26 protein-coding genes and 2 pseudogenes are annotated in these 17,372 nt (G+C 67.4%); 9 read left to right on the plus strand and 19 right to left on the minus strand.

The genetic code is table 11. The annotated features are described in order from the left end of the window. The first annotated feature begins 286 nt into the window (after window positions 1-286). Together PX52LOC_RS37160 and PX52LOC_RS37165 are read left to right on the plus strand one after the other, a co-directional pair. Window positions 287-850, plus strand: coding sequence for a hypothetical protein (locus tag PX52LOC_RS37160; protein ID WP_149114828.1), 564 nt, complete (start codon window positions 287-289; stop codon window positions 848-850). After that, a complete protein-coding gene (locus PX52LOC_RS37165) occupies window positions 847-1,239 on the plus strand; it encodes a hypothetical protein (protein ID WP_149114829.1) in 393 nt (130 codons plus the stop codon). Before PX52LOC_RS37160 ends, PX52LOC_RS37165 begins: the two co-directional genes overlap by 4 nt. Window positions 1,240-1,491: 252 nt before the next feature. On the opposite strand, the gene PX52LOC_RS37170 is transcribed toward PX52LOC_RS37165, so the two are convergent. The 4 genes from PX52LOC_RS37170 to PX52LOC_RS37185 form a co-directional block, all read right to left on the minus strand. Continuing rightward, the gene (locus PX52LOC_RS37170) at window positions 1,492-1,899 is read right to left on the minus strand and encodes a hypothetical protein (protein ID WP_149114830.1); all 408 of its coding nucleotides are present in this window, start codon (window positions 1,897-1,899) and stop codon (window positions 1,492-1,494) included. Window positions 1,900-2,078: 179 nt separating this feature from the next. After that, window positions 2,079-2,519: a TIGR02996 domain-containing protein gene (locus PX52LOC_RS37175; protein ID WP_149114831.1), complete on the minus strand. Its 441-nt coding sequence runs from the start codon at window positions 2,517-2,519 to the stop codon at window positions 2,079-2,081. Between the two features lie 77 nt (window positions 2,520-2,596). Then, complete coding sequence (locus tag PX52LOC_RS37180) at window positions 2,597-2,830, minus strand: hypothetical protein (RefSeq protein WP_149114832.1); 234 nt, start codon at window positions 2,828-2,830, stop codon at window positions 2,597-2,599. A gap of 403 nt (window positions 2,831-3,233) precedes the next feature. Further along, window positions 3,234-4,112 carry a hypothetical protein gene (locus PX52LOC_RS37185; protein ID WP_149114833.1) on the minus strand — a complete coding sequence of 293 codons (879 nt, stop codon included), beginning with the start codon at window positions 4,110-4,112 and terminating at the stop codon, window positions 3,234-3,236. 244 nt (window positions 4,113-4,356) lie between these two features. On the opposite strand from PX52LOC_RS37185, the gene PX52LOC_RS37190 reads away from it, so the two are divergent. Beyond that, window positions 4,357-4,629 carry a hypothetical protein gene (locus PX52LOC_RS37190; protein WP_149114834.1) on the plus strand — a complete coding sequence of 91 codons (273 nt, stop codon included), beginning with the start codon at window positions 4,357-4,359 and terminating at the stop codon, window positions 4,627-4,629. On the opposite strand, the gene PX52LOC_RS37195 is transcribed toward PX52LOC_RS37190, so the two are convergent. Both PX52LOC_RS37195 and PX52LOC_RS37200 read right to left on the minus strand, forming a co-directional pair. After that, on the minus strand, window positions 4,580-5,167 hold the full coding sequence (locus tag PX52LOC_RS37195; protein WP_149114835.1) for a hypothetical protein: 588 nt from the start codon (window positions 5,165-5,167) through the stop codon (window positions 4,580-4,582). The two genes, PX52LOC_RS37190 and PX52LOC_RS37195, sit on opposite strands and share 50 nt — an antisense overlap. A gap of 156 nt (window positions 5,168-5,323) precedes the next feature. Continuing rightward, on the minus strand, window positions 5,324-5,656 hold the full coding sequence (locus PX52LOC_RS37200) for a hypothetical protein (RefSeq protein WP_149114836.1): 333 nt from the start codon (window positions 5,654-5,656) through the stop codon (window positions 5,324-5,326). Between the two features lie 404 nt (window positions 5,657-6,060). On the opposite strand from PX52LOC_RS37200, the pseudogene PX52LOC_RS44290 reads away from it, so the two are divergent. Further along, window positions 6,061-6,309, plus strand: a pseudogene (locus PX52LOC_RS44290) (IS110 family transposase); the annotation flags it as partial. Window positions 6,310-6,548: 239 nt separating this feature from the next. Further along, the gene (locus tag PX52LOC_RS44295) at window positions 6,549-7,016 is read left to right on the plus strand and encodes a transposase (protein WP_390636297.1); all 468 of its coding nucleotides are present in this window, start codon (window positions 6,549-6,551) and stop codon (window positions 7,014-7,016) included. A 37-nt stretch (window positions 7,017-7,053) separates the two neighbouring features. On the opposite strand, the gene PX52LOC_RS37210 is transcribed toward PX52LOC_RS44295, so the two are convergent. The 4 genes from PX52LOC_RS37210 to PX52LOC_RS37225 form a co-directional block, all read right to left on the minus strand. Further along, window positions 7,054-7,395 carry a hypothetical protein gene (locus tag PX52LOC_RS37210; RefSeq protein ID WP_149114837.1) on the minus strand — a complete coding sequence of 114 codons (342 nt, stop codon included), beginning with the start codon at window positions 7,393-7,395 and terminating at the stop codon, window positions 7,054-7,056. A 168-nt stretch (window positions 7,396-7,563) separates the two neighbouring features. Then, the gene (locus PX52LOC_RS37215; RefSeq protein WP_149114838.1) at window positions 7,564-7,761 is read right to left on the minus strand and encodes a hypothetical protein; all 198 of its coding nucleotides are present in this window, start codon (window positions 7,759-7,761) and stop codon (window positions 7,564-7,566) included. Window positions 7,762-7,814: 53 nt separating this feature from the next. After that, the gene (locus tag PX52LOC_RS43105) at window positions 7,815-7,982 is read right to left on the minus strand and encodes an EF-hand domain-containing protein (RefSeq protein ID WP_246173580.1); all 168 of its coding nucleotides are present in this window, start codon (window positions 7,980-7,982) and stop codon (window positions 7,815-7,817) included. A gap of 518 nt (window positions 7,983-8,500) precedes the next feature. Continuing rightward, on the minus strand, window positions 8,501-8,710 hold the full coding sequence (locus PX52LOC_RS37225) for a hypothetical protein (RefSeq protein WP_149114839.1): 210 nt from the start codon (window positions 8,708-8,710) through the stop codon (window positions 8,501-8,503). Between the two features lie 874 nt (window positions 8,711-9,584). On the opposite strand from PX52LOC_RS37225, the gene PX52LOC_RS37230 reads away from it, so the two are divergent. Next, window positions 9,585-10,043: a GAF domain-containing protein gene (locus tag PX52LOC_RS37230; RefSeq protein ID WP_149114840.1), complete on the plus strand. Its 459-nt coding sequence runs from the start codon at window positions 9,585-9,587 to the stop codon at window positions 10,041-10,043. A 25-nt stretch (window positions 10,044-10,068) separates the two neighbouring features. On the opposite strand, the gene PX52LOC_RS37235 is transcribed toward PX52LOC_RS37230, so the two are convergent. Both PX52LOC_RS37235 and PX52LOC_RS41405 read right to left on the minus strand, forming a co-directional pair. Further along, window positions 10,069-10,479 (minus strand): response regulator, encoded by a 411-nt coding sequence (locus tag PX52LOC_RS37235; protein WP_149114841.1) that lies wholly within the window; start codon window positions 10,477-10,479, stop codon window positions 10,069-10,071. A gap of 188 nt (window positions 10,480-10,667) precedes the next feature. Further along, complete coding sequence (locus tag PX52LOC_RS41405; protein ID WP_168219443.1) at window positions 10,668-10,835, minus strand: hypothetical protein; 168 nt, start codon at window positions 10,833-10,835, stop codon at window positions 10,668-10,670. 355 nt (window positions 10,836-11,190) lie between these two features. On the opposite strand from PX52LOC_RS41405, the gene PX52LOC_RS37240 reads away from it, so the two are divergent. Beyond that, window positions 11,191-11,400 (plus strand): hypothetical protein, encoded by a 210-nt coding sequence (locus PX52LOC_RS37240; protein WP_149114842.1) that lies wholly within the window; start codon window positions 11,191-11,193, stop codon window positions 11,398-11,400. A 211-nt stretch (window positions 11,401-11,611) separates the two neighbouring features. Here PX52LOC_RS37240 and PX52LOC_RS41410 read toward each other — a convergent pair whose 3' ends face one another. From PX52LOC_RS41410 to PX52LOC_RS37265, 5 genes are all read right to left on the minus strand, one after another. Next, entirely contained in the window at window positions 11,612-11,779 is a 168-nt protein-coding gene (locus tag PX52LOC_RS41410; RefSeq protein WP_168219444.1) for a hypothetical protein, read from the minus strand. 320 nt (window positions 11,780-12,099) lie between these two features. Then, the gene (locus PX52LOC_RS37245) at window positions 12,100-12,462 is read right to left on the minus strand and encodes a hypothetical protein (protein ID WP_149114843.1); all 363 of its coding nucleotides are present in this window, start codon (window positions 12,460-12,462) and stop codon (window positions 12,100-12,102) included. Window positions 12,463-12,577: 115 nt separating this feature from the next. After that, window positions 12,578-13,009 carry a hypothetical protein gene (locus tag PX52LOC_RS37250; RefSeq protein ID WP_149114844.1) on the minus strand — a complete coding sequence of 144 codons (432 nt, stop codon included), beginning with the start codon at window positions 13,007-13,009 and terminating at the stop codon, window positions 12,578-12,580. A 443-nt stretch (window positions 13,010-13,452) separates the two neighbouring features. Further along, window positions 13,453-13,725 carry a hypothetical protein gene (locus PX52LOC_RS37260; protein ID WP_149114845.1) on the minus strand — a complete coding sequence of 91 codons (273 nt, stop codon included), beginning with the start codon at window positions 13,723-13,725 and terminating at the stop codon, window positions 13,453-13,455. A 13-nt stretch (window positions 13,726-13,738) separates the two neighbouring features. After that, window positions 13,739-14,374 (minus strand): sensor histidine kinase, encoded by a 636-nt coding sequence (locus tag PX52LOC_RS37265; protein WP_149114846.1) that lies wholly within the window; start codon window positions 14,372-14,374, stop codon window positions 13,739-13,741. A gap of 737 nt (window positions 14,375-15,111) precedes the next feature. Between PX52LOC_RS37265 and PX52LOC_RS41415 the strand changes: the two genes are divergently transcribed. Continuing rightward, the gene (locus PX52LOC_RS41415; RefSeq protein WP_168219445.1) at window positions 15,112-15,261 is read left to right on the plus strand and encodes a hypothetical protein; all 150 of its coding nucleotides are present in this window, start codon (window positions 15,112-15,114) and stop codon (window positions 15,259-15,261) included. 161 nt (window positions 15,262-15,422) lie between these two features. Here PX52LOC_RS41415 and PX52LOC_RS44455 read toward each other — a convergent pair whose 3' ends face one another. Together PX52LOC_RS44455 and PX52LOC_RS44460 are read right to left on the minus strand one after the other, a co-directional pair. After that, the gene (locus PX52LOC_RS44455) at window positions 15,423-16,016 is read right to left on the minus strand and encodes a protein kinase domain-containing protein (RefSeq protein ID WP_449280339.1); all 594 of its coding nucleotides are present in this window, start codon (window positions 16,014-16,016) and stop codon (window positions 15,423-15,425) included. Between the two features lie 57 nt (window positions 16,017-16,073). Then, a pseudogene (locus PX52LOC_RS44460) lies at window positions 16,074-16,961 on the minus strand (IS982 family transposase); the annotation flags it as partial. A gap of 165 nt (window positions 16,962-17,126) precedes the next feature. On the opposite strand from PX52LOC_RS44460, the gene PX52LOC_RS37280 reads away from it, so the two are divergent. Next, window positions 17,127-17,333 carry a hypothetical protein gene (locus PX52LOC_RS37280; protein WP_149114765.1) on the plus strand — a complete coding sequence of 69 codons (207 nt, stop codon included), beginning with the start codon at window positions 17,127-17,129 and terminating at the stop codon, window positions 17,331-17,333. Window positions 17,334-17,372: the final 39 nt, after the last annotated feature.

Raw genomic sequence — 17,372 nt, forward strand, 5'->3', positions numbered from 1 at the left:
GCCGAGCAAGCCCTGACGCGAGCGATCTACGAGAGTCGCATCAACGAGAAGTCGGCCCAGGACCGACTGGCCGAGGCGATCGAAGCGGCCCGCGCGGCGGAAGACCGGAACACGACCGAGATCAGGGCCCTGTCCGACCTCTTGAAAGCCGGCCCGTCGCGACCCCTGTTCCCAGAGAACATTGGTGTCGGCTTCGGCCCGTGACCCTCAGCAGCACCGATCAACCCGCTGTCACCGCCTACCATCGTCCATCGCGACGACGACCATAATCCGGAGACTGTTACCCATGCCGTCCGACACCCCCACGTCCGACCCACAGGACCGACTTGCCGAGGCGACGGACGCGGCCCGGCGGGCGGAGGAGCAGAACACTCAGGACGCGAAGAAACTGTCGGACGCCTTGGACGCCGCCAGCAAGAGGCCGACCGGGCACGCCACGCCGTACCCGAAGTTGAAACCGAAGAACGGGACCGAGGTGCAGACCCTCGTGAGCTTCGCGGAACTGCTCATCGCGTGCGACCGCCCTGGACCGGAGTGGGTGGGCGGGCCGACGAGTGGCCGGAACCTTCGCGCGTGGGTTCACGCCATGCGGAACGGCAACGAGGGCGGGGCGACGGCCGCCGCGACGGGGGCGAAGCACGGACTCGCGACCCACCTGCACGGGCCGGAAGTGGTGAGGATTATCGACCTCTGCGGCGAGTACATTTTCGACATCAACAACCCGTTGTCGGCGCAGGTGGCCGCGTTGATCGGCAAACTGGAGTCGGCCGGGTTCGACGTGCCCCCCACAAGTCTGACGCGAGCATCCTTTAACCCGCCCCTCCCACCACCGCGAGACCTGGCCCGATGACGACCACATCGACTGCCGACCGCCCGTTCGGCGACTTCACCCCGCAGAGTTGGGAAGACTTGGACCTCGCCCTGTCGTTCGTTGAAGTCCTGCTCCGCGGGACGACCGTGCCCTGCCAGAGCTATCAGCAGTGGATCTTCGCCGTCAAGCGGCGGAAGGTCCAGGACGTGTTCCTCGCCGCCCACCTCGTGACGGCCGAGATCGACGGGCACGCCTACGGGCCGCACCTGCGACAGTTGATGGCGGCGTCCGTCGATTACGTTCACGCCCCGCGGACCATCCCCCGGACGCGAACGAAACCGGCCCGTGAGGTCGGGTTCAACACCGTGCCGCTCGTCGCGAAGGCGTTGGAACTCGCGTGGACGCTGACGGTGACGCCGAAGGTGTGAGAGATGTTCACAGGGACGTGGACGGGCCGCCGCGATTCCAGGGACGGAATCGCGGCGGTTTCTTCGTTGAGGACGGTTCGTGTCTGATACAGCAACGGGTTATTTAATCGATCACAGTCCAATCGCGATGAAGCATCCGTATCCACTGTGTTTTAAGCCTATTCGTATTTAAGCCTTATCCCTGCTGGCCGAGAAAGGGGTCAGATTGGCAGTACGCGGACTCGCGTGTGATAGTTCTCCTTGCCGACGAAGCTAAAGTTGAGCCGGGAACTTGGTAGACTTGGTCGGTCCGGGGCTCTCAACGTAAAGGTTGCCGCCCTCGTCCCGACCGGTCCTGTAGACGTGCGGCCCGTGCCCGCCGCTCCATATGATCTCCACTCGCTGCCCGGCCAACAAGTCGTCGCTCTCCTCTTCCGTCAACCACTCGCTCACCGTTCTGCCCGCCGCCCCCTCAGGGGCCGTCCGCCGCAGACCCTCCGTCAGGGCGTCCGACTTCTTCCGAAGACCGAGGAAGCGGTCTCTCGTAATTTTGCCGCCCGACCGGCCCTGAGCATCCCGCAGCAGGACAGTCGTTTCCCCGACCAGCTGGACCCAGTAGTGACAGATGAAACAGCCTTGCTTCACGATCAGTTCTTCGTCGAACACGATTTCTTGGCTCATCTCGTTCCTCCTGCCGTGCGGGGTGGGAATGCGGTCTCCACGCCTCTGGGGTTCTGATCCCACCGCGGGCGGTAGATGTAGCCGACGCCGATCGGCCCGTGGCGGCGACGTAATCGCGTGCGAGAGGGGTGAGGGGCCAACCGTTGGAGGCTGACCGGGGTGTCTGACCGAGTACCGGGTCAAACGGCGACCGTCGCGGCACCCAGGAACTTCTTCTTTAGTTTCGGCTCCAATCGCGAGAAAAGGATGGCGACCGTGTCCTCCAAATCGGCTCTGGAAATGTCACCGATGACTCCAGTGCAGGGCGGCATCTTGGCCCACGAAGCGGGTAGGACATGCCCACCTTGTTGGTATTGCCAACCAGACATTGAAACCTCGCCGATCGGCCGGCCATCCCATGCCTTGACCCACTCATCATCGCTGTTCCAGTCGAAACTGCACCGCAGCCAATCACTGGTAGAGCCCTCAATCCTTGGACACCGCCGAAGCAGGCCCAGCGCGCGATATCCTTCGGCCCGCGGGTCGTCGCGATCTTCCAGCCAGTCAGCGAAAACGAGTCGCCGCACGTGGTCGTCGGGGTCATCGTCAATCGCGGCCTGGAAGGCGTCTTGCTCGCTCATCGTGCGTCACTCGGAGGAGTGGGCCGGCCGACCGCCGGCTTCCGTCGTTCGATTTCTCCGCTAAGGGAGGTGGCGGTCTACAGGTTCATCTTGTTACTCGCCATGTACTCTCCGGCGGCCTTCTCCGTGGGGAAGAGCAGTCCCCCTTCGCCGGGGTTCACCCAGCCTCGTTCGCCCCAGCACTGGAACGCCTCGACCATGTTGGCCATGCCGCTCATGCTCTGGTTGGCAGGGCCGTCGGGGATGGCCACGCGCGTCCAGACGGGGTCCGTCGTGATGACCCACATGTTGCCCTGGCGGCGAGTCTGCACGATGGTTGCCCCGCAAGCGTTGAAGGAGTCGTGACCGCAGCACTGTACCAGATCGGCCGGCAATTGCGCGGGACAATCTTGGAGACGAGTTCGACTCCGCCGTCCCCCCACCCCTCCCGATCACGCCGTCCACGACCCAGCACCCGCGGACGTGAACCCCGCCGCCCCGGCAGTGGCCGATACTGTCGGTGTCTCTCGCACTGCGTTCATGAGTTTTTCCGTTCTCAGCCGACTTGTCAAGGTAGCGATGAAACCCGGCAACTGCGAGCACAATCGGGACGATGAGGAAGGAGGAAGACGCGAACGATCTCCTGGCCGACACGTACCACTGACCGCGGGTGCTAGGGTAAAACAGCGCCGCCCGCGGAAATGGTCCGCGGGCGGCGCTGGAACCGTAACTCGCTTACAGACCAACTTGCTTCTTCAGATCGGCCAACTTCGACTTCACCTGCTCGTGAGCAGCCTTGAACTTTTCCCCGCCGGCGGCCGTATTCGCTTCGTCGATCGACTTCTTGAGCGTGTCGCGTGCGGCCTCGGCGTTCTTCTTCGCCTCGCCGCCCAGCGTCTTGATCTTGTCGTCGATCGCGCTCAGGTCGGCCGTCGTGGCGTCCGCCACGGCCTTCTTGTCCGCCGCCGTTCGCTCCTTTACGTTCTCAATTTTGGTATCGGCTTCCTTTTTTGCCTCGTCCACCTTGGCATCCTTTTCCCGCTTCGCGGCATTAACCTTGGCGTTCTCTTCCTTCCTCGCCGCGTCAACCTTTTCGTCCTTCTCCTTCTTGGCCTTGTCGACGGCCGGCGAAGCCGAGGACGAACCGTTGCAGCCGACGGCGAAACCCAGGCCGGTGATAAGGACAAGTGCGAACAGAACCTTGTACATGGCAGTGAACTCCGAAATGAGGGGAGAGAGGAAGCCGGGTCCGCGACCCGGTGGACCGCAAGCGGTGCGGGACAGTACTTGCAAGAACGATGCGCCGAGGGATGTATTCCGAAGAATGAGACGATTCTGAGTCGTGCCGTCGGGGCGGGTCTCAGTGCAAACAACGACTTCCACGCTCTCGTCGAGTGCCGTGCCTTCTTCGACCGGCACGAGGAACAACACCGCTTCCGTGCGGCCGGAGCGGACGGTCTCGCCGACGGACAACTTCACGCCCGCGTTGAAGGCCGCGAGGGGTTCGACGGGCAGGCGGGGCGGCAGTTCCCGGAGCATCAGGATGAGTTCCCCGACGTCGAAGGCGTGGGCGGGCTCGTCCGAGTCGGCGAGGAACCGTGCGGGGATGGTCATGAGGGTGTGGCGCTTTCTGGGGTCAGGAGGGGCGGCCGTCATCGTACCACCTTGTCGTGACCACCGTCGCATGGTTCCTGTCGCCATCGTCAGAATTCCAGCAGCGTCCGAGGGCTGACGTCCCCCGGGTTTTCACACGACAGGATCGGACGGTGCGGCTAGACTTGCCGACAGCGACACGGTATGCGCCGCGGGCGTGATGAGGTCCATCGAATTGGGAGGGTCCGCCATTCCACCCAGCAGGATGAAACGAACGCGGGCTGAGCGACGGGAGCAGTTGGACCGGCTGAGGGCGGCCCGGAACGCCGAGATCGACCGGCTGATGATGGTGTACTTCTTCGCGAAGGGCCTGGACCCGACACGGAAGCCGGGCGTGGACGTGGTGGAACTAATCCTGGTCGAAGAATATGGCCCGGCCGAGGTGCCGGCGAAGGCCGGGCCGGCCGGCGTCACCGGTGACCCCGCGGTCACTTCTCCTTCTTCGGCTCGCCCGTCTTCTCGCCCGGGCCCGGCGTGAACGACTTAAGGGACCGCATCACCGTCTCCGTCCCGTCCGCCGCCGTCATCACCTTCTTCACCTCGCCGACGCCGGGGGCGTACCACTGGACGATCCGCGCCCCGTCGGCGGACGCGACCCACGACACCTTCAGGGCCGTGTACGTGCCCGCCCCGACCGTGACCTTTTCCGTCCCGACGAGCGTCCGCTTGCCGCCCGGCACGTCCCACGAGTCGCCCGCCTTGGCCGTCGCCTTGAGCAGGCACGTCGGCCCGCACTCGCCGCTCGTCGGCCGGGGTTGGGTCAGCCCGGCGGCCGACACGGCGACGGACAGGTACGCGATCGCGGCCCCGTCCGACCGCTGGCGGGACACCACCCACTCGCCGTCCTTCTTCTCGACGGCCGACACCTCGAATGCCTCGTCGCCGTTGTCACCGCGGTCGTACACCCACTTCGCCCCGACGGTGGTCGGGGAGTACAACTTCGCGTCCCCGCCCTTCGGAATCGGGGCGGCGTGGACCGGACAGGCGGCGAGAAGGACGACGAGCGCGCGGACCATGGCAACCCTCGCGAACGGTGAACTCGAGCGGGTGTCGATCCCTGACGTTAACCCCCCGGACGGGGCGAGGGCGAGGACGATGTGCGGGCAGCGACGGTTCTGGCCGAGCAAGGGGGCAAAGTCCGGCCGTGCCCGAAGCGATTGGTTCGGCGCGCCTTACTTGCTGGGGTGATCGGTCCGCCGCCGGTCCTCCCCGAACACCTCCACCCGCCGCCACGCTTGGCCCGGCTCCCATCCGTCGGGGAATACACCGAACGTGGAATCCGGCCGCACACCGATACGGGCAAGGAATGGTTTGAGCCGATCAGCCCAAGCGTGCGGATCTTCGTCGTCCTCCAACTCGTAATCCAGATGGAACCCCGCCTTGCCGCTGCCCGCCCCACAGTGCTCGTCCGCGGCCCCGAAGAACTCCTCCATCGCCTCTTCCAGATCGGCGCGACCAAGGCCATCCTTCCCGGCCGGGCAGTAGACGTAAATGCTTGCGGGCACGTCGCTCCTCCGTACGCCTTGAGACCACCGGCACGACATTGGACCTCACCGATGACCGTGGGTCAAGGCCCTGGGAAGTGATGTTCGTCTGCACGAACCAACCGAGTTGGCACGATTATAGAGAGAGCCACGGTTCAATCGGGTAGTGTGCTCAAGAGCGGTAAGACGTTCGACCCAAACCGGGGGCGTAGAATCGCCACTTGAAAACACGCCACCTTGTATCTTCCCTTCGCATTCGCGGCCACTTTTCCGGGGGCGGTAGGTCGCCCGCTATCCGGCCCCGAGGCCGTGAACCAGCTTGACCGCCGCCCCCGACCCATCCCGGCTCAAGCCCGAACAGTCACCCGCCCCCGAGGCCGGATTCGCGAGACTGGGCACGGCCGGGATTTTTCGGAGGAGGGCACATGGCCGACCCCATCACCGTCGGGATCGACGTGTCGAAGGATTTCCTGGCCGTGGCCGTCCGGCCGGGCGACCGCTTCCGGGTTCGCAACGATTCGGCCGGCATCGCCGACCTGGTCGCCCGCGTCCGGCGGCTGATCCCGACGCTGGTCGCGCTGGAGGCGACCGGCGGGTACGAGGCCGACGCCCTGGCGGCCGGAGTTCCGGCCGCCGTCGTCAACCCGCGGCGCGATCGCCGGTTCGCCTCCGGCATCGGCCAGCACGCCAAGACGGACCCCATCGACGCGGCCGTGCTCGCCCACTTCGCGGCCGTGCTCGCCCACTTCGCGGCCGTCGCCGGCCCGCCCCCGGCCGCCCCGCCGGACGCCGATCGGGCGCGACGCGCGGCCTTCTGGACCGCCGCCGGCAACTGCTCGGCATGCGGGCGGCCGAGGGCAACCGAGTCCGGCCGGGCCTTCCCGCCGCCATCCGTCGCGGGATTGAAGCGCACGTGGCCGGGCTGGACGCACAAGCCGACGACATCGATGCCGAGGTGGCCGCCATCGTCCGCCGCACCCCGGCGTGGCGGGAGCGGGACCGGCGGCTGCGGTCCATCCCCGGCGTCGGGCCGGTCGTCAGCCGGGCCCTCTCGGCCGACCTGCCGGAGCTCGGCACCCGGCCGCCGGCCAAGCTCGTCGCCCTGGCCGGGTTGGCCCCGTTCGCCGCCGCTAGCGGCCGGCGGCGGGGCGAGCGGCACATCCGCGGCGGCCGGAGGGAGGTCCGCCGGGCGCTCTACATGGGGGCGCTCGCCGTCGCCCGCGTGCCCGGGCCGCTGCGGGACTTCGCCCAGCGGTTGAAGGGCAAAGGGAAGCCGTCGAAGGTGGCGTTGATCGCCGTCGCCCGCAAGCTGCTGGTGATCGCCAACGCCGTGATCCGCGACGGCCGCGCATGGGACGGAAAAATGGCTACGACGGCCTGACAACGAACACAGTCGCTGGTTCGGCGTCTTGGATGACTCACCCGCGGCCGCCGGCCAAGCGGTCCTGCAGCACCTGCAACTCCTCCCGCACCCGGTCCAAGTGGTGGTCGGGCAGGTCCAGTTCGTCCTCCCGGTCGACCATCTCCTGCAGCTTGGACGCCGCCAGCTCCAGGACGGCCCGGCGATCCCCGGGCCAGACGGTCCCCCGGGCCAGGGCCACCACCAGGTACGCCGCCGCCCGAACCGTCTCCGCGTCCTCGGCAACATCCCGCCGCAGCGCCCCATCGACCCGCAGGACGAAGCCGGTCTGCTCGAACAGGTCGTCGTACCACTCCGAGGCGGTGTCGTTGGCCCACGGCTCCGGTCCCCAACTGCCCACCCGCGATCCCTTCGCCGCCGAACTTGTAATTCTCTCACCTCATGTCGGAGTATACTCACAAACGAAACGACCGGCCCAACGCTATCCACCACGCTTTCGCGGCTGTTCTTGCCGATGCCCGGCCATAGCACTCTTATCGATGGGCGCGGTTTCTGAGTGGGCAGCCGGTCAGTCCGCTCCATCGTCGCCCGCCGGCATCTTCACCTGCTCCCGCCGCTTCTTCTCTTCGACCATCGCGTCGGCGATCGCGTACGCCTCTTTGGCCAAGAGGTGGGTTGGTGCCGTCCGGATCTTCTCCACGGCCGGCCCGCTCAGCAGCCCCTGCATCGCCCGGGCCGCCAGTTCGTCGATCTGCGACATCGTCATGGTCGGTCCCCGTGTGCGGAGTGTGACGGCCGAAGGAGGCCGATCTCGTAGCGTTACCCGCCGGCCGCTCGGAACACGGCCTCGAACTCGGCCCAGTCGATCACGCCGTCGCGGTTCGCGTCCACCGCCTCAATGATCCCGTTCGCCCACGCCCACCGCGTCAGGCCACTACCGATCCCCGCGTCCGCCAGCAACGCCTTCAACTCGTCCTTGCTGACCACCCCGGTCCCCGTTCCCGTCGTAGTGGGCGAACGCCGCCCGGTAGTCCCCGCCGAACCGGGTCGCGACCAAGGCCGTGACCTTCTCGTCCAGTTCCCACCGGTTCTCTTTGCTCGCCATAACTCCCCCTCGCTATTCGTTCGCTGACGGTGTCCCGATCACGGGCTAGTTGAACCTAGGCCGCGGCCCCTTCGATCGCCCGGAACCGCCCCCACCGGCGGCTGCACCCCCGGCAGCACCGGTGCTCGTGGCGCACGACCCCGAAGGAGCCCCACTCGTTGGCGTGCTGGGTGTACCAGTGGAACCGGTGAAAGACAACGCACGCCAGGAGGTGAATCGCTCGTATGGCGATGATCTACCCCAATCGACCGATTTGTAAGTGCACGGGCGAAAGAGCCATGACCGGCGGGGGACGTTCAGGCGGACGCTCCGCCCCCTGTGTCGGTCGCCAGATCGACGACCGAGTACTCGTCGCCCGCCGTGACGTCGGCGTGCTGGCGTTCGGATCGCGAGAGTACGGTCAAGCACTGCGGGGAAACGTGGCGAGCGGAGGCGTCCCCGGCGAAGCGTCCGTCCCGGTGTGGTCTCGCATGGCCGCGGCAATCGCGTACGCATCGGCCGCCAGCTTTCCGGGGTGCTGACGGTAGTAAACGGACTGTACCCCGGTGAGCAGTGCGCTCATGGCCGCGATCGCCGTGAGGTCGAGGGTAGAAGGGACCGTGACGGTCATGTGGCTTATCCGGTGTTGGAACGTAGATGTTCTGCGGCCGGGCTATGTCGGACTTGAAACGCAGATCAGCGGGCGAAGTGCGAGCCGCCGACGTCTTGATTGTCCCAGAAGCGAGAGGCCGCCGCCATACAATTAAAGCATCTAATAAATATCGAATTATTCTCCTCGCCATGTACGCTCAGGCGGAGCGACGCGCGAATGCGTCGCCCCACGTCTGTCCGGGAAACAAGTCCATAGCCTCGTGTATCTGCGACGTGTGCCACTCGCGCGATCCCCCGCGATCCCTTGGGGTGGAAAACGTTCGACGCCGGATCAGAGGACCGCAGCGTTACACCACGCAATGACGCGGCCGCTCGACATGAACGTGATGAGCCGGCACCGGATGAGTAGACAGAGTTCGCATTGGCCGTGTGCATCCGCGATTGTCCGGTGAGCGGGTGGTGGTGGTGAATCATCCCTCCCGGAAGTCGGGTGGCGGGAGGGGGGCGCGTGCGTCTACGTCTGCCCGCAGACAGGGCACAAGTTGGCTCTGCTGATCGACGCCCCGATGGAGCGGGCGAAGTACGCCCCGCAAGCGGCGGGCAACTCACGCCGGGCGGGAAGATCGCCTGTCGAAGCGGATTTGCGTACGGGGCACAGGCTGCGATTCACCCCCGCGCAGCGGTCACACGTCCAGCGCGGCCAGCAGTTCTGCCGTGTCCACCGGTTTCAGGAAGAAGTGTTCCGACTTGCCTTCCGCACGGTGTTGCTTCGTCTCCTCGACCCGACCCCGCGCTCCCGGTCAACGGGCGGGACGGGGAACGGCGGCGCGGGGAATGATATGGGGTGTTACCGCGTTGGCCAGTTTTGGCCGGTAGCATAGGATGTCGGCACCATGGCCGACGCCCCCGCCGCTCGCCTGGAAGCCGTCCTCCGGACCGGGGGCGTTCGCGCCGCCCTGGTCCACCTCAGCGGCCTCAGTGGGCACCGCTTCACGGCCCTGTACCGGTTCGCCGGGTCGCACGCCCGGAACCTGTACTTCTACGACCGGGAGAATCCGGGCGTGGACCGGGGCGACGACTACCCGGTCGAGGTGACGTACTGCGTGTACGTCCGGGAGAGCGGCCGGCCGTTCCTGATCGAGGACGCCCCGGCCGACGAGCGGGTGATGGGCCACGGGTCGCAGCACGCCGTGCGAGCGTACTGCGGGGTGCCCCTGTACGACCGGAACGGGACCGTCGTCGGCACCCTCTGCCACTTCGACACCCAGCCCGTGGCCGTCCCGCCCGGCACGGCCGAAGTCATGGGCCACCTGTCCCGTTTGTTGCAAACGACCGCCACCGGTCCGGCGTGAACCGTCGATGACTTCGGCCCCCCGTCTACGGATCGCAGACGGGAAGGGTTCCGGGGTTCGCGGGATCGCTCGCGTCTTCCCCCTTGAGGACGGAGACCAACCGATCGGGGTCGACCGGCTTGACGAGGTGGCCGTCGAACCCCGCGTTCTTGGTGGCCATTTTGCTGCCCACGTCCCACATGGCCGTCACGACGATGACCCGCACCGGGCCGGGGAGTTCCGCCCGGAGTCGGCGGCCGAGTTTGACGCCGTTCATGCCCGGCATGGACAGGTCCAAGAGGCACACGTCGGGGTGGAACTCCGCGGCCACCCGGAGCGCGGTGTCGCCGTCATGGCAGGCGCGGGCGTCGAACCCTTCGAGTGCGAGCATCTCGGCCGTCGAGACGGCGGCGTCTTGGTTGTCATCGACGCACAAGACGCGGAGGGGACAGTTCATCGGTGATACTCGCGGTGAGAAGGGTAAGGCCGCGAGAATCGAGCATTTGCCGTACCGTCGTGCGGGCGACCGACCGGATAGGCGTAACTCGGCCTACTGTCGCCACAGGTCGCGGAGCAGGGCGTTGCGTTCGTCCGGCCTTCGGTCCTCTCGCCCGTTCGTCGCCGCTTGTCGCATCAGGACGCTGTTTAGACCGTGTGGAGTTTCAGATGCGGGCGACGTGCGGCCGGCGGAACCTTCGGCCATCGCTGCGGGTCGAACGTGACCTTGATGCCGGCCGCGGCGAGCCAGTCCCGCGGGAACGACTCCAGCGTCCGGTCGCCGCGCTGACGGGCCGCGATTAGGAAGTAGAACAAGAACGGCGGGTCCGCCGGGTTGGGGATCGGGTAGCGTGGTCGGTGCGGTGTCCATGTCGGCCCTCCTACCCAATCCCGCCGACTTTCTCAAAACGTGAGAAAGTCGGTCGGGGCACGAGGAGGACGACGCCGTAAACGATGAACGGGAAAGGAAATGAATATCCGTACAATTTGACTCGGGACTTTCTCAAATGAGAAAGTCAGGCCGATTCACGCTCCGGTTGGCGGTGGCGTTTCGCCCGGTCTCGCCGCTCGGCCTCACGGAGTTCCTTCAACGCTCAGCCGCCGGCCGCGGCGAAGGCGGCCCCGACGTTGGAGTACGGCGAACTGTCGTCGGCCGGGCGAGATACCGGGGGTGCGGGGGAGTACGGCGGCGGGGACCGTGGAGAGCGACGGGTGGGGCAAGTTGGCCGAGGCCCTGAAGGCCCCGGAGGCGGATAAAGGGAGAGCCCGCGTCCGGCTGCCGAACCGGATTGGCGAACACGGTTGGGAGTTGGTCGCCGAGCACTGGCCGGCCGAGCGGGGCCTAACGGCCACCTGGGCGTTCCGTCGGAAGGTCGACTAGATCGCCAGACGGCGGGTGCCGCGAGGAAGGAACTCCACGCCCTTCTCGCCCGGCGTCGTGGTGAACGGCCACGCGGCGAGGCGGCGATGAACAACGCCCAGGACGATGGTGTCTGCCGATCGGGTGCGTGGGTGCGTGTCGCAAACCGCTCGCGTGGTTTGAAACGGCAGCTGCCGTGAGAACCGAAAAGCCCGTGGCCAGTTCGGTCACATCAGCGGCCCTTCCGGGCGTGTCGCACCCGTGTCCATTTCCGCCCGCACCGCTCGCACTGCCGCGACTCTCGCCGCCACTCGCCGGAGTAGTCCAGGTTGGTCGCCCGAAGGGTGAGCCACCGGCGGCGGTGGAAGGACGAGCAAACCAGACGGTGAAGCAGGGTCACGGAGACGACCGCCGATCGGAGTTGGCGTGACGGTGGGTAGGGAAAGGGCGGCCCGGGCGACGTCACCGGCCGGGGATGAAAGATTTGAGAACCGTGGTTCGTTCCCGGCTGCCGAAGTTGGTCACCGCTTTTACGACGCCGATCCCGGGGGCATACCACGTCGTCCCGGTGAACGGAGGCCCCGCCGCCCGGCTCGAATCGACCGGGATGGCCTGAAAGGTTCCCGCCGGAAGTTCGACGGTTTCTTCTTCGCGCGCCGTGTAGGTGATGGAGAGGTTCGGGATGACGAACGCGCGGTTCGGCCCTTCGGGGTCAAACGCCTAGGTGTCACCGACTTTCGCCGGAAGCACCAAGCACCGGTGCGCAGCCGTCACGTCCTTGCCCCCGCGGGCGACAAGCGTAACGCCGCTTCCCGACACGAGGTACGTGGTGTCGGTCCCGAGGGGGTTGGAAGAAATACCGTCATCCATTTCCGTGACCCGCCAGCCGCCGTCCTTCTCGACCACCCCTGTGACCGTAGACCGTTCCTCGATCGTATTCCCGCCGGCCGTGGCGGCGTACACCCGTTGCGCCCCGACCTTCGTCGGGAAATACAAGGCCGTGACGCCCGCCACGGCCTTCGGTGGCGGTTCGGCGGCGGTGAGTTGGGCGGTTAGCATGAGCAGAACGAAGGCGCGGTCCATGGCAATTCTCGCAAAGTAGGGAGCAGGAGGCGAGGCCCGACCGTGCCCGCAAGTGATCCCGAGGGCAACTGAGACATGCGGTGCGCATCCACGTCGTCCGCCCATGGCCGGACAGCTATCTCGCCAGCACCGCGTCGGCGTCGAATCCGGAGCAGGCTTCCGTGGCAAGGGCCGCCTGGGCGCCGGCGGACGCCGCCTCGGTCGGCGGGCTGTACGGGTCGCCGGACCGGGTCGCGGCCCACCCGGCCCACACGAACCCCGTCACGGCCTCAGCCGGGGGGCCAACTCCCCGGAGCGGGGGCACGGCCTCGAACGCCCACGTGTACCCGTCCTCCCCGCCCGTCACCACGGTGCCGAGGTAATACCCGCCGGCCGTGAGAAGCGCCCGCGAGGCCGCCACCGCCTCCCGGGCCATCGGTCCGTACCCCTCGTGGCCGAAGGCGAGGACGGACCGCGACCGCGGGACGGGTACCGCCCCGCGTTGGGCGGCGAACAACTGGTCTTGGATGGCGGCGGCGAGTTTCCGCACGTCGGTCGGCGAGATCACGGTCGTCCTCAGATTCGGGACCGCCCGGCCGACGACGAAGCGCAACGACGGCAAGAGGGGCCGGGGAGTATCGCCGGCCCCTCTTGCCGCGTCAAGTGGAGTCGTACCGTCGCCGGGCCGGACCCTCCCCGCTTCTCGGCGGCCTACCGGGGACCGAAGCCGTCGCGGCGGATGCCCCCCCGTCTCGGTTCCCCCTCGGCTTGGCGACGTTGACCGCCAGCGTGCGGACGTCGCGTTCCGCCCAATTCATCGCGCGGCCGGTTTCCCGGTCGATAACGAGCCGAACCTCGGCCGCGGCCCCGTGGCGCGCGAACGCTTCCCGCAACGCGACCCGATCGCCCCAGCGAATTGCACCGCCCAACTGAGTTCGAAGGCGGAAGTTGCAACGGAATCCCGTCCGTCCGTGTACGCAAGACTACCCCGGACACTGCCGAGGTATGGGCTTACACTTCGACCCAGGCCCCTTCGCCGGCGGCCGCCACGTCGCCGTCGGCGTACACTCGGAACCGGAAATGCTGGCCGGATTCCGCGCCGAGGTTCGCCATCATCTGGTGGGCTTGGCCAACACTCTTCACGTTCCCTGTGTGGTACACGCCGACGGCACCGTTCTGTCCGTCGGACCGCCGGTGCGAGAACCCCCGGAGCCGCATCTCGCGGTCGAGCAACCGGGACGGCTTTCCGGCCTGGTCCGTCACTTCCACGTTAACACCGGCCATGAAACACGTCCTTTCACCGACGAGATTCGATCACCCGGCTCCCATCGGGAGCCGCAGGGCAACCCGGGCCCCGCCTTGATCCGTTTCGGAAAACTTCGCGAGCAGGCGTCAGAAAATCGTCGCGGTCGTACCGGGGCAAGGTGATGACGACCTCGGTCCCCTTGCCGTCGTCCGACGTGACGGTCATCGTGCCCCCGCTCTGCCGGAGGAGCAACCGCACGACGGGCAGGCCGACGCCCAGGCCGGCGTCGCGGACGGGGGCGGCCCGGGACAGGAGTTCGAACTCGTCGGCCGAATGCCACGCCGGAAGGCCCATCCCGTTGTCGGACACCCGGACCTCGTAGTCCTCGGCCCGCGCCGCCACCGCGACCCGGACCCACGACTCGGCCTTGACCGGGTCGCGGTACCGGAGGGCGTTCGAGAACAGGTTCTCGACGACGTTCCGCAGCCGGGCCGGGAACCAGTCCACGGCCTCGCACGCGAGGTCCAACCGGAGGGCGACGTTCGGCCGGCCGGTCATCAGTTGCTGCCACCGGAAGACCTTCTCCAGGAGCGGGCGGACGGCGATCGTCACGACCTGGTCGAACGCCGGGTGGAACGCCGGGGCGTCGCGCAACTCGCGGAGGGTCCCGATCAGGCCGCCGACCACGGCGGCGGCCTTCTCCAGCCCGCCCGGCGTCGGCGACGGGTCGTGGCAGAAGGCGCTTCAGCCCGTCGCCCAACTCTTGCCGGAGGAACCCGGTCTGCTTCCGCAGGCGGCCGACCTCCATTTCGAGGTCGGCGACGTACGCCAGGACGCGGTGCAGGTCGGGCGGTCGGGCGGTCTGGTCGGCGGGATTCACGGGGGCCTCGGGGCAAGGAATGCCATGCAGATGTGGCGGCTCAAGGGCCGCCGGTGGTTTGGCGATCACACGGGCACCGGGGCCGGGTTAGGGGGGCGAGGGGAGCCGATCGAAGGGCGCGGGGCGGTTGGGGCACGGTGGGAGGGCAACGGCCGACGGCGAGGGTACCGCAGCCGGGGGCCGCGGGCTCCGGCGGGCGAGGTTGTCGCACACGTCGGCCCACCGCTGTTTCGTCTCAAGTTCGTCGAGAATGATCTGCCAGTGAGGGGTGGGGACGTAGTCGGGGGTCACGGGATGGGACACATGGCACACTTTCCGGAGGCGGGGTCGTGGCGGAAGTTCCGACCATCGGCCCACGCCTTTATCATACGGCCGCGCGGTCGCGCCCGGTGGCGTGCCGCCTTCGAATGGCCCAAGAATGCCCGCGGGCGGACGCGCGGAACGGTCACGGTCGTGATCGCCAAGCGGTTGGTGGACACGATTCCTCACGCCCGCCCTTTCACCCCTTCCCCAGCACCCCATCGACGACCCAGCACCCGCGGACGTGCGGCCCGTCGCCGCGGCAGTGGCCGAGGATGTCGGCGTCCTCGCACCCCGCGTCTTGCAGCGCGTCGGCGAGGATCGGCAGCCGGTCGAACGCCCGGTCGGCGTAGATGCCTTCCGCGAGGCCGACGGCGGTCGGGGTAAGTCATGACGGGGAGAACGTCCCGGGACGGAACGGGTTGCCGAAGATATCGCGCACTAACTGGCATTGGGCAACTTCTTCGGGCTGGGAATGGGTCTCGAACGTCCCTTCCCTCATCTTTGTCATTGCCTCGACGGCATAGAAGTCCGTCAGCTGGTGGGCCTCACTGCTTACGGCTTTCGCCGTCTCCTCGCCGCACCGGGAGCCGTGCCGCCCTTGAGCCGGTCCGAGAGCGTGCCGCCGGGGAGGTACTCCATCGCGAGGAAGGGGCCGGCGTTCGACTCGCCGAAGTCGTACACCGCGACGACGTGCGGATGTTCCACCGTCGCGATGACCTGCCCTTCGGCGAGGAACCGGGCCGTGTTCAGCGGGTCGCGGCCCATCATCAGCTTGAGGGCGACGACGCGGTCGAGCTTCGTCTGGCGCGCTTCGTACACGACGCCCATCCCGCCGCGACCGAGTTCACGGAGAATGTCGTGGCCGGGGATCGTGGGAAGTCCGGGGGCGGTGACGCTCGGGCGGCCGACCTGCACCTGGGTGGGGTCGGTAGGCGGTTCGTCGGGGTGAGGAGTTCGTACCCGAAGCCCGTGTCGAACGCCAATTCCGGCCTCCGTATGCAACGCTCCAATGCGACCGTGTGAACCGCCCCAGTCATCGGCCACGGCCGGGGACCTCGTCCGGGGGTCGAGTGGCGGGCCCGGTCCGGCATCACCCCGTCGCGGTTCGCGTCCGGGCTCGCCGCCCAATTTTAGAATTCTTGCCACTTCCTCGCACCTCTTCGTCTCCGTTTTGCGAAGTAAGTAACGCGGTGTGCGAGTTTTGTCGGTGACGAGGCCGTCGAAGTCGAGCGGCGGTCGTCCGGCGGTGACGTTCAGCCAGGCCGCGATCGTGTGGCCCAAGACCTTGCGGATCACCCGGTGGCTCAGATGCCAAATGTCCCGCGCCCACGTCCGCTCGATGTGGAAGCGTCCGGCCAGTTGGCCGAACGCCGTCTCGATGATCCACCGGAACCGGCTGATCCGCCGCGACCGCCTCGGGCCCGGATCCTTCGACTTCGAGCGGAACGGGGCGACGAGTTTCACCCCTTGCTCGGCGAGTCGGGCGGCGGCCTTCGGGGACCAGTAGTTGCGGTCGCCCACGACGGCCGACCCGGGCGGCGGGCCGAGTGGATCGACCATCGCTTGGTCGGACACGTTGGCGGGAGCCAAGTCGAAGGCCACGAGGATGCCCGTCGGGGTGGCCCGGGCGTGGAACCGGAACCCGTACATGGTGTTCCGGCGGGTGTGGTCGTAGCCGAAGGCCGCGTCGCCGGCGAACCGGCGGCAGGACTTGGCCCGGCCGAAGGCACACGCGGGGACGGGCAGGCTGTCCACGATGAACACGCGATCCCAGACCGCCAGCCGCTCGGCCAAGTGGGCGTGGAGTTGCTTCTTCACGGCGAACAGGTTGGCGGCCTGGCGGGCGAAGGTGGTGCGGTGGACGCCGGCGAGGGCCGGGAACTCGGCCGCGTGGTACCGGCGGAAGTGGGCGAACAGCCCCTTGTCGTGGTCGAGACCGAGGAACTCGCCGGCGAGCTCGATGGTGATGAATTCGGGGTCCGTCATGGCCGTGTGCCGTGGCCCGCGGGACCGGAGCGGGGTGCGAACGAGTTGGCGGTACAGGTCATCGACCAAGACGAAGACGTGGAGTAGAAAGTCGTTGAGGGTCACGGCGGGTCCTCCGGCGGCGCGGGAGTGTGGCAACTCCACGATACCGACCCCGCCGCGGCCCCACCAAACTTGCACACCGCGTTAACTAGGTAGGGGGCCTTCTTCGCCCCCGTCAGCTCACCGGCCGCGCCGCGGAGGTTGCTGGAACACTCACTGGAGGTTCCCGTGCGACCCGACCTCGACCCCGCCCATTTTTCCCCGGACGATCGCTTCCGCGAACTCGCCGCCATCCTCGCCCGCGGCCTGATCCGCCTCCGCGACAAAGTCGCCCTCACGCCCCGCCACACTTCTGCCCCGCAGATACTCCCGAAATCGAGCGATTCTTCCGTTGCAGTTCATCCCGACACGTGGCTCACTGTCCACACCGGTTAACGGACCGGAGACGACCCCCATTCCCGCAACGAAGGAGAC

The sequence above is a fragment of the Limnoglobus roseus genome, assembly GCF_008254045.1.
Taxonomy (GTDB): Bacteria; Planctomycetota; Planctomycetia; order Gemmatales; family Gemmataceae; genus Limnoglobus; species Limnoglobus roseus.

What these genes read in the sequence shown, in the direction of transcription:
- PX52LOC_RS37160 (WP_149114828.1), top strand. Translation starts at nt 287, where the DNA reads ATGCCGTCCGACACCCCCACGTCCGACCCACAGGACCGACTTGCCGAG.
- PX52LOC_RS37165 (WP_149114829.1), top strand. Translation starts at nt 847, where the DNA reads ATGACGACCACATCGACTGCCGACCGCCCGTTCGGCGACTTCACCCCG.
- PX52LOC_RS37170 (WP_149114830.1), bottom strand. Translation starts at nt 1,899, where the DNA reads ATGAGCCAAGAAATCGTGTTCGACGAAGAACTGATCGTGAAGCAAGGC.
- PX52LOC_RS37175 (WP_149114831.1), bottom strand. Translation starts at nt 2,519, where the DNA reads ATGAGCGAGCAAGACGCCTTCCAGGCCGCGATTGACGATGACCCCGAC.
- PX52LOC_RS37185 (WP_149114833.1), bottom strand. Translation starts at nt 4,112, where the DNA reads ATGACCATCCCCGCACGGTTCCTCGCCGACTCGGACGAGCCCGCCCAC.
- PX52LOC_RS37190 (WP_149114834.1), top strand. Translation starts at nt 4,357, where the DNA reads ATGAAACGAACGCGGGCTGAGCGACGGGAGCAGTTGGACCGGCTGAGG.
- PX52LOC_RS37195 (WP_149114835.1), bottom strand. Translation starts at nt 5,167, where the DNA reads ATGGTCCGCGCGCTCGTCGTCCTTCTCGCCGCCTGTCCGGTCCACGCC.
- PX52LOC_RS37215 (WP_149114838.1), bottom strand. Translation starts at nt 7,761, where the DNA reads ATGACGATGTCGCAGATCGACGAACTGGCGGCCCGGGCGATGCAGGGG.
- PX52LOC_RS37225 (WP_149114839.1), bottom strand. Translation starts at nt 8,710, where the DNA reads ATGACCGTCACGGTCCCTTCTACCCTCGACCTCACGGCGATCGCGGCC.
- PX52LOC_RS37230 (WP_149114840.1), top strand. Translation starts at nt 9,585, where the DNA reads ATGGCCGACGCCCCCGCCGCTCGCCTGGAAGCCGTCCTCCGGACCGGG.
- PX52LOC_RS37235 (WP_149114841.1), bottom strand. Translation starts at nt 10,479, where the DNA reads ATGAACTGTCCCCTCCGCGTCTTGTGCGTCGATGACAACCAAGACGCC.
- PX52LOC_RS37245 (WP_149114843.1), bottom strand. Translation starts at nt 12,462, where the DNA reads ATGGACCGCGCCTTCGTTCTGCTCATGCTAACCGCCCAACTCACCGCC.
- PX52LOC_RS37260 (WP_149114845.1), bottom strand. Translation starts at nt 13,725, where the DNA reads ATGGCCGGTGTTAACGTGGAAGTGACGGACCAGGCCGGAAAGCCGTCC.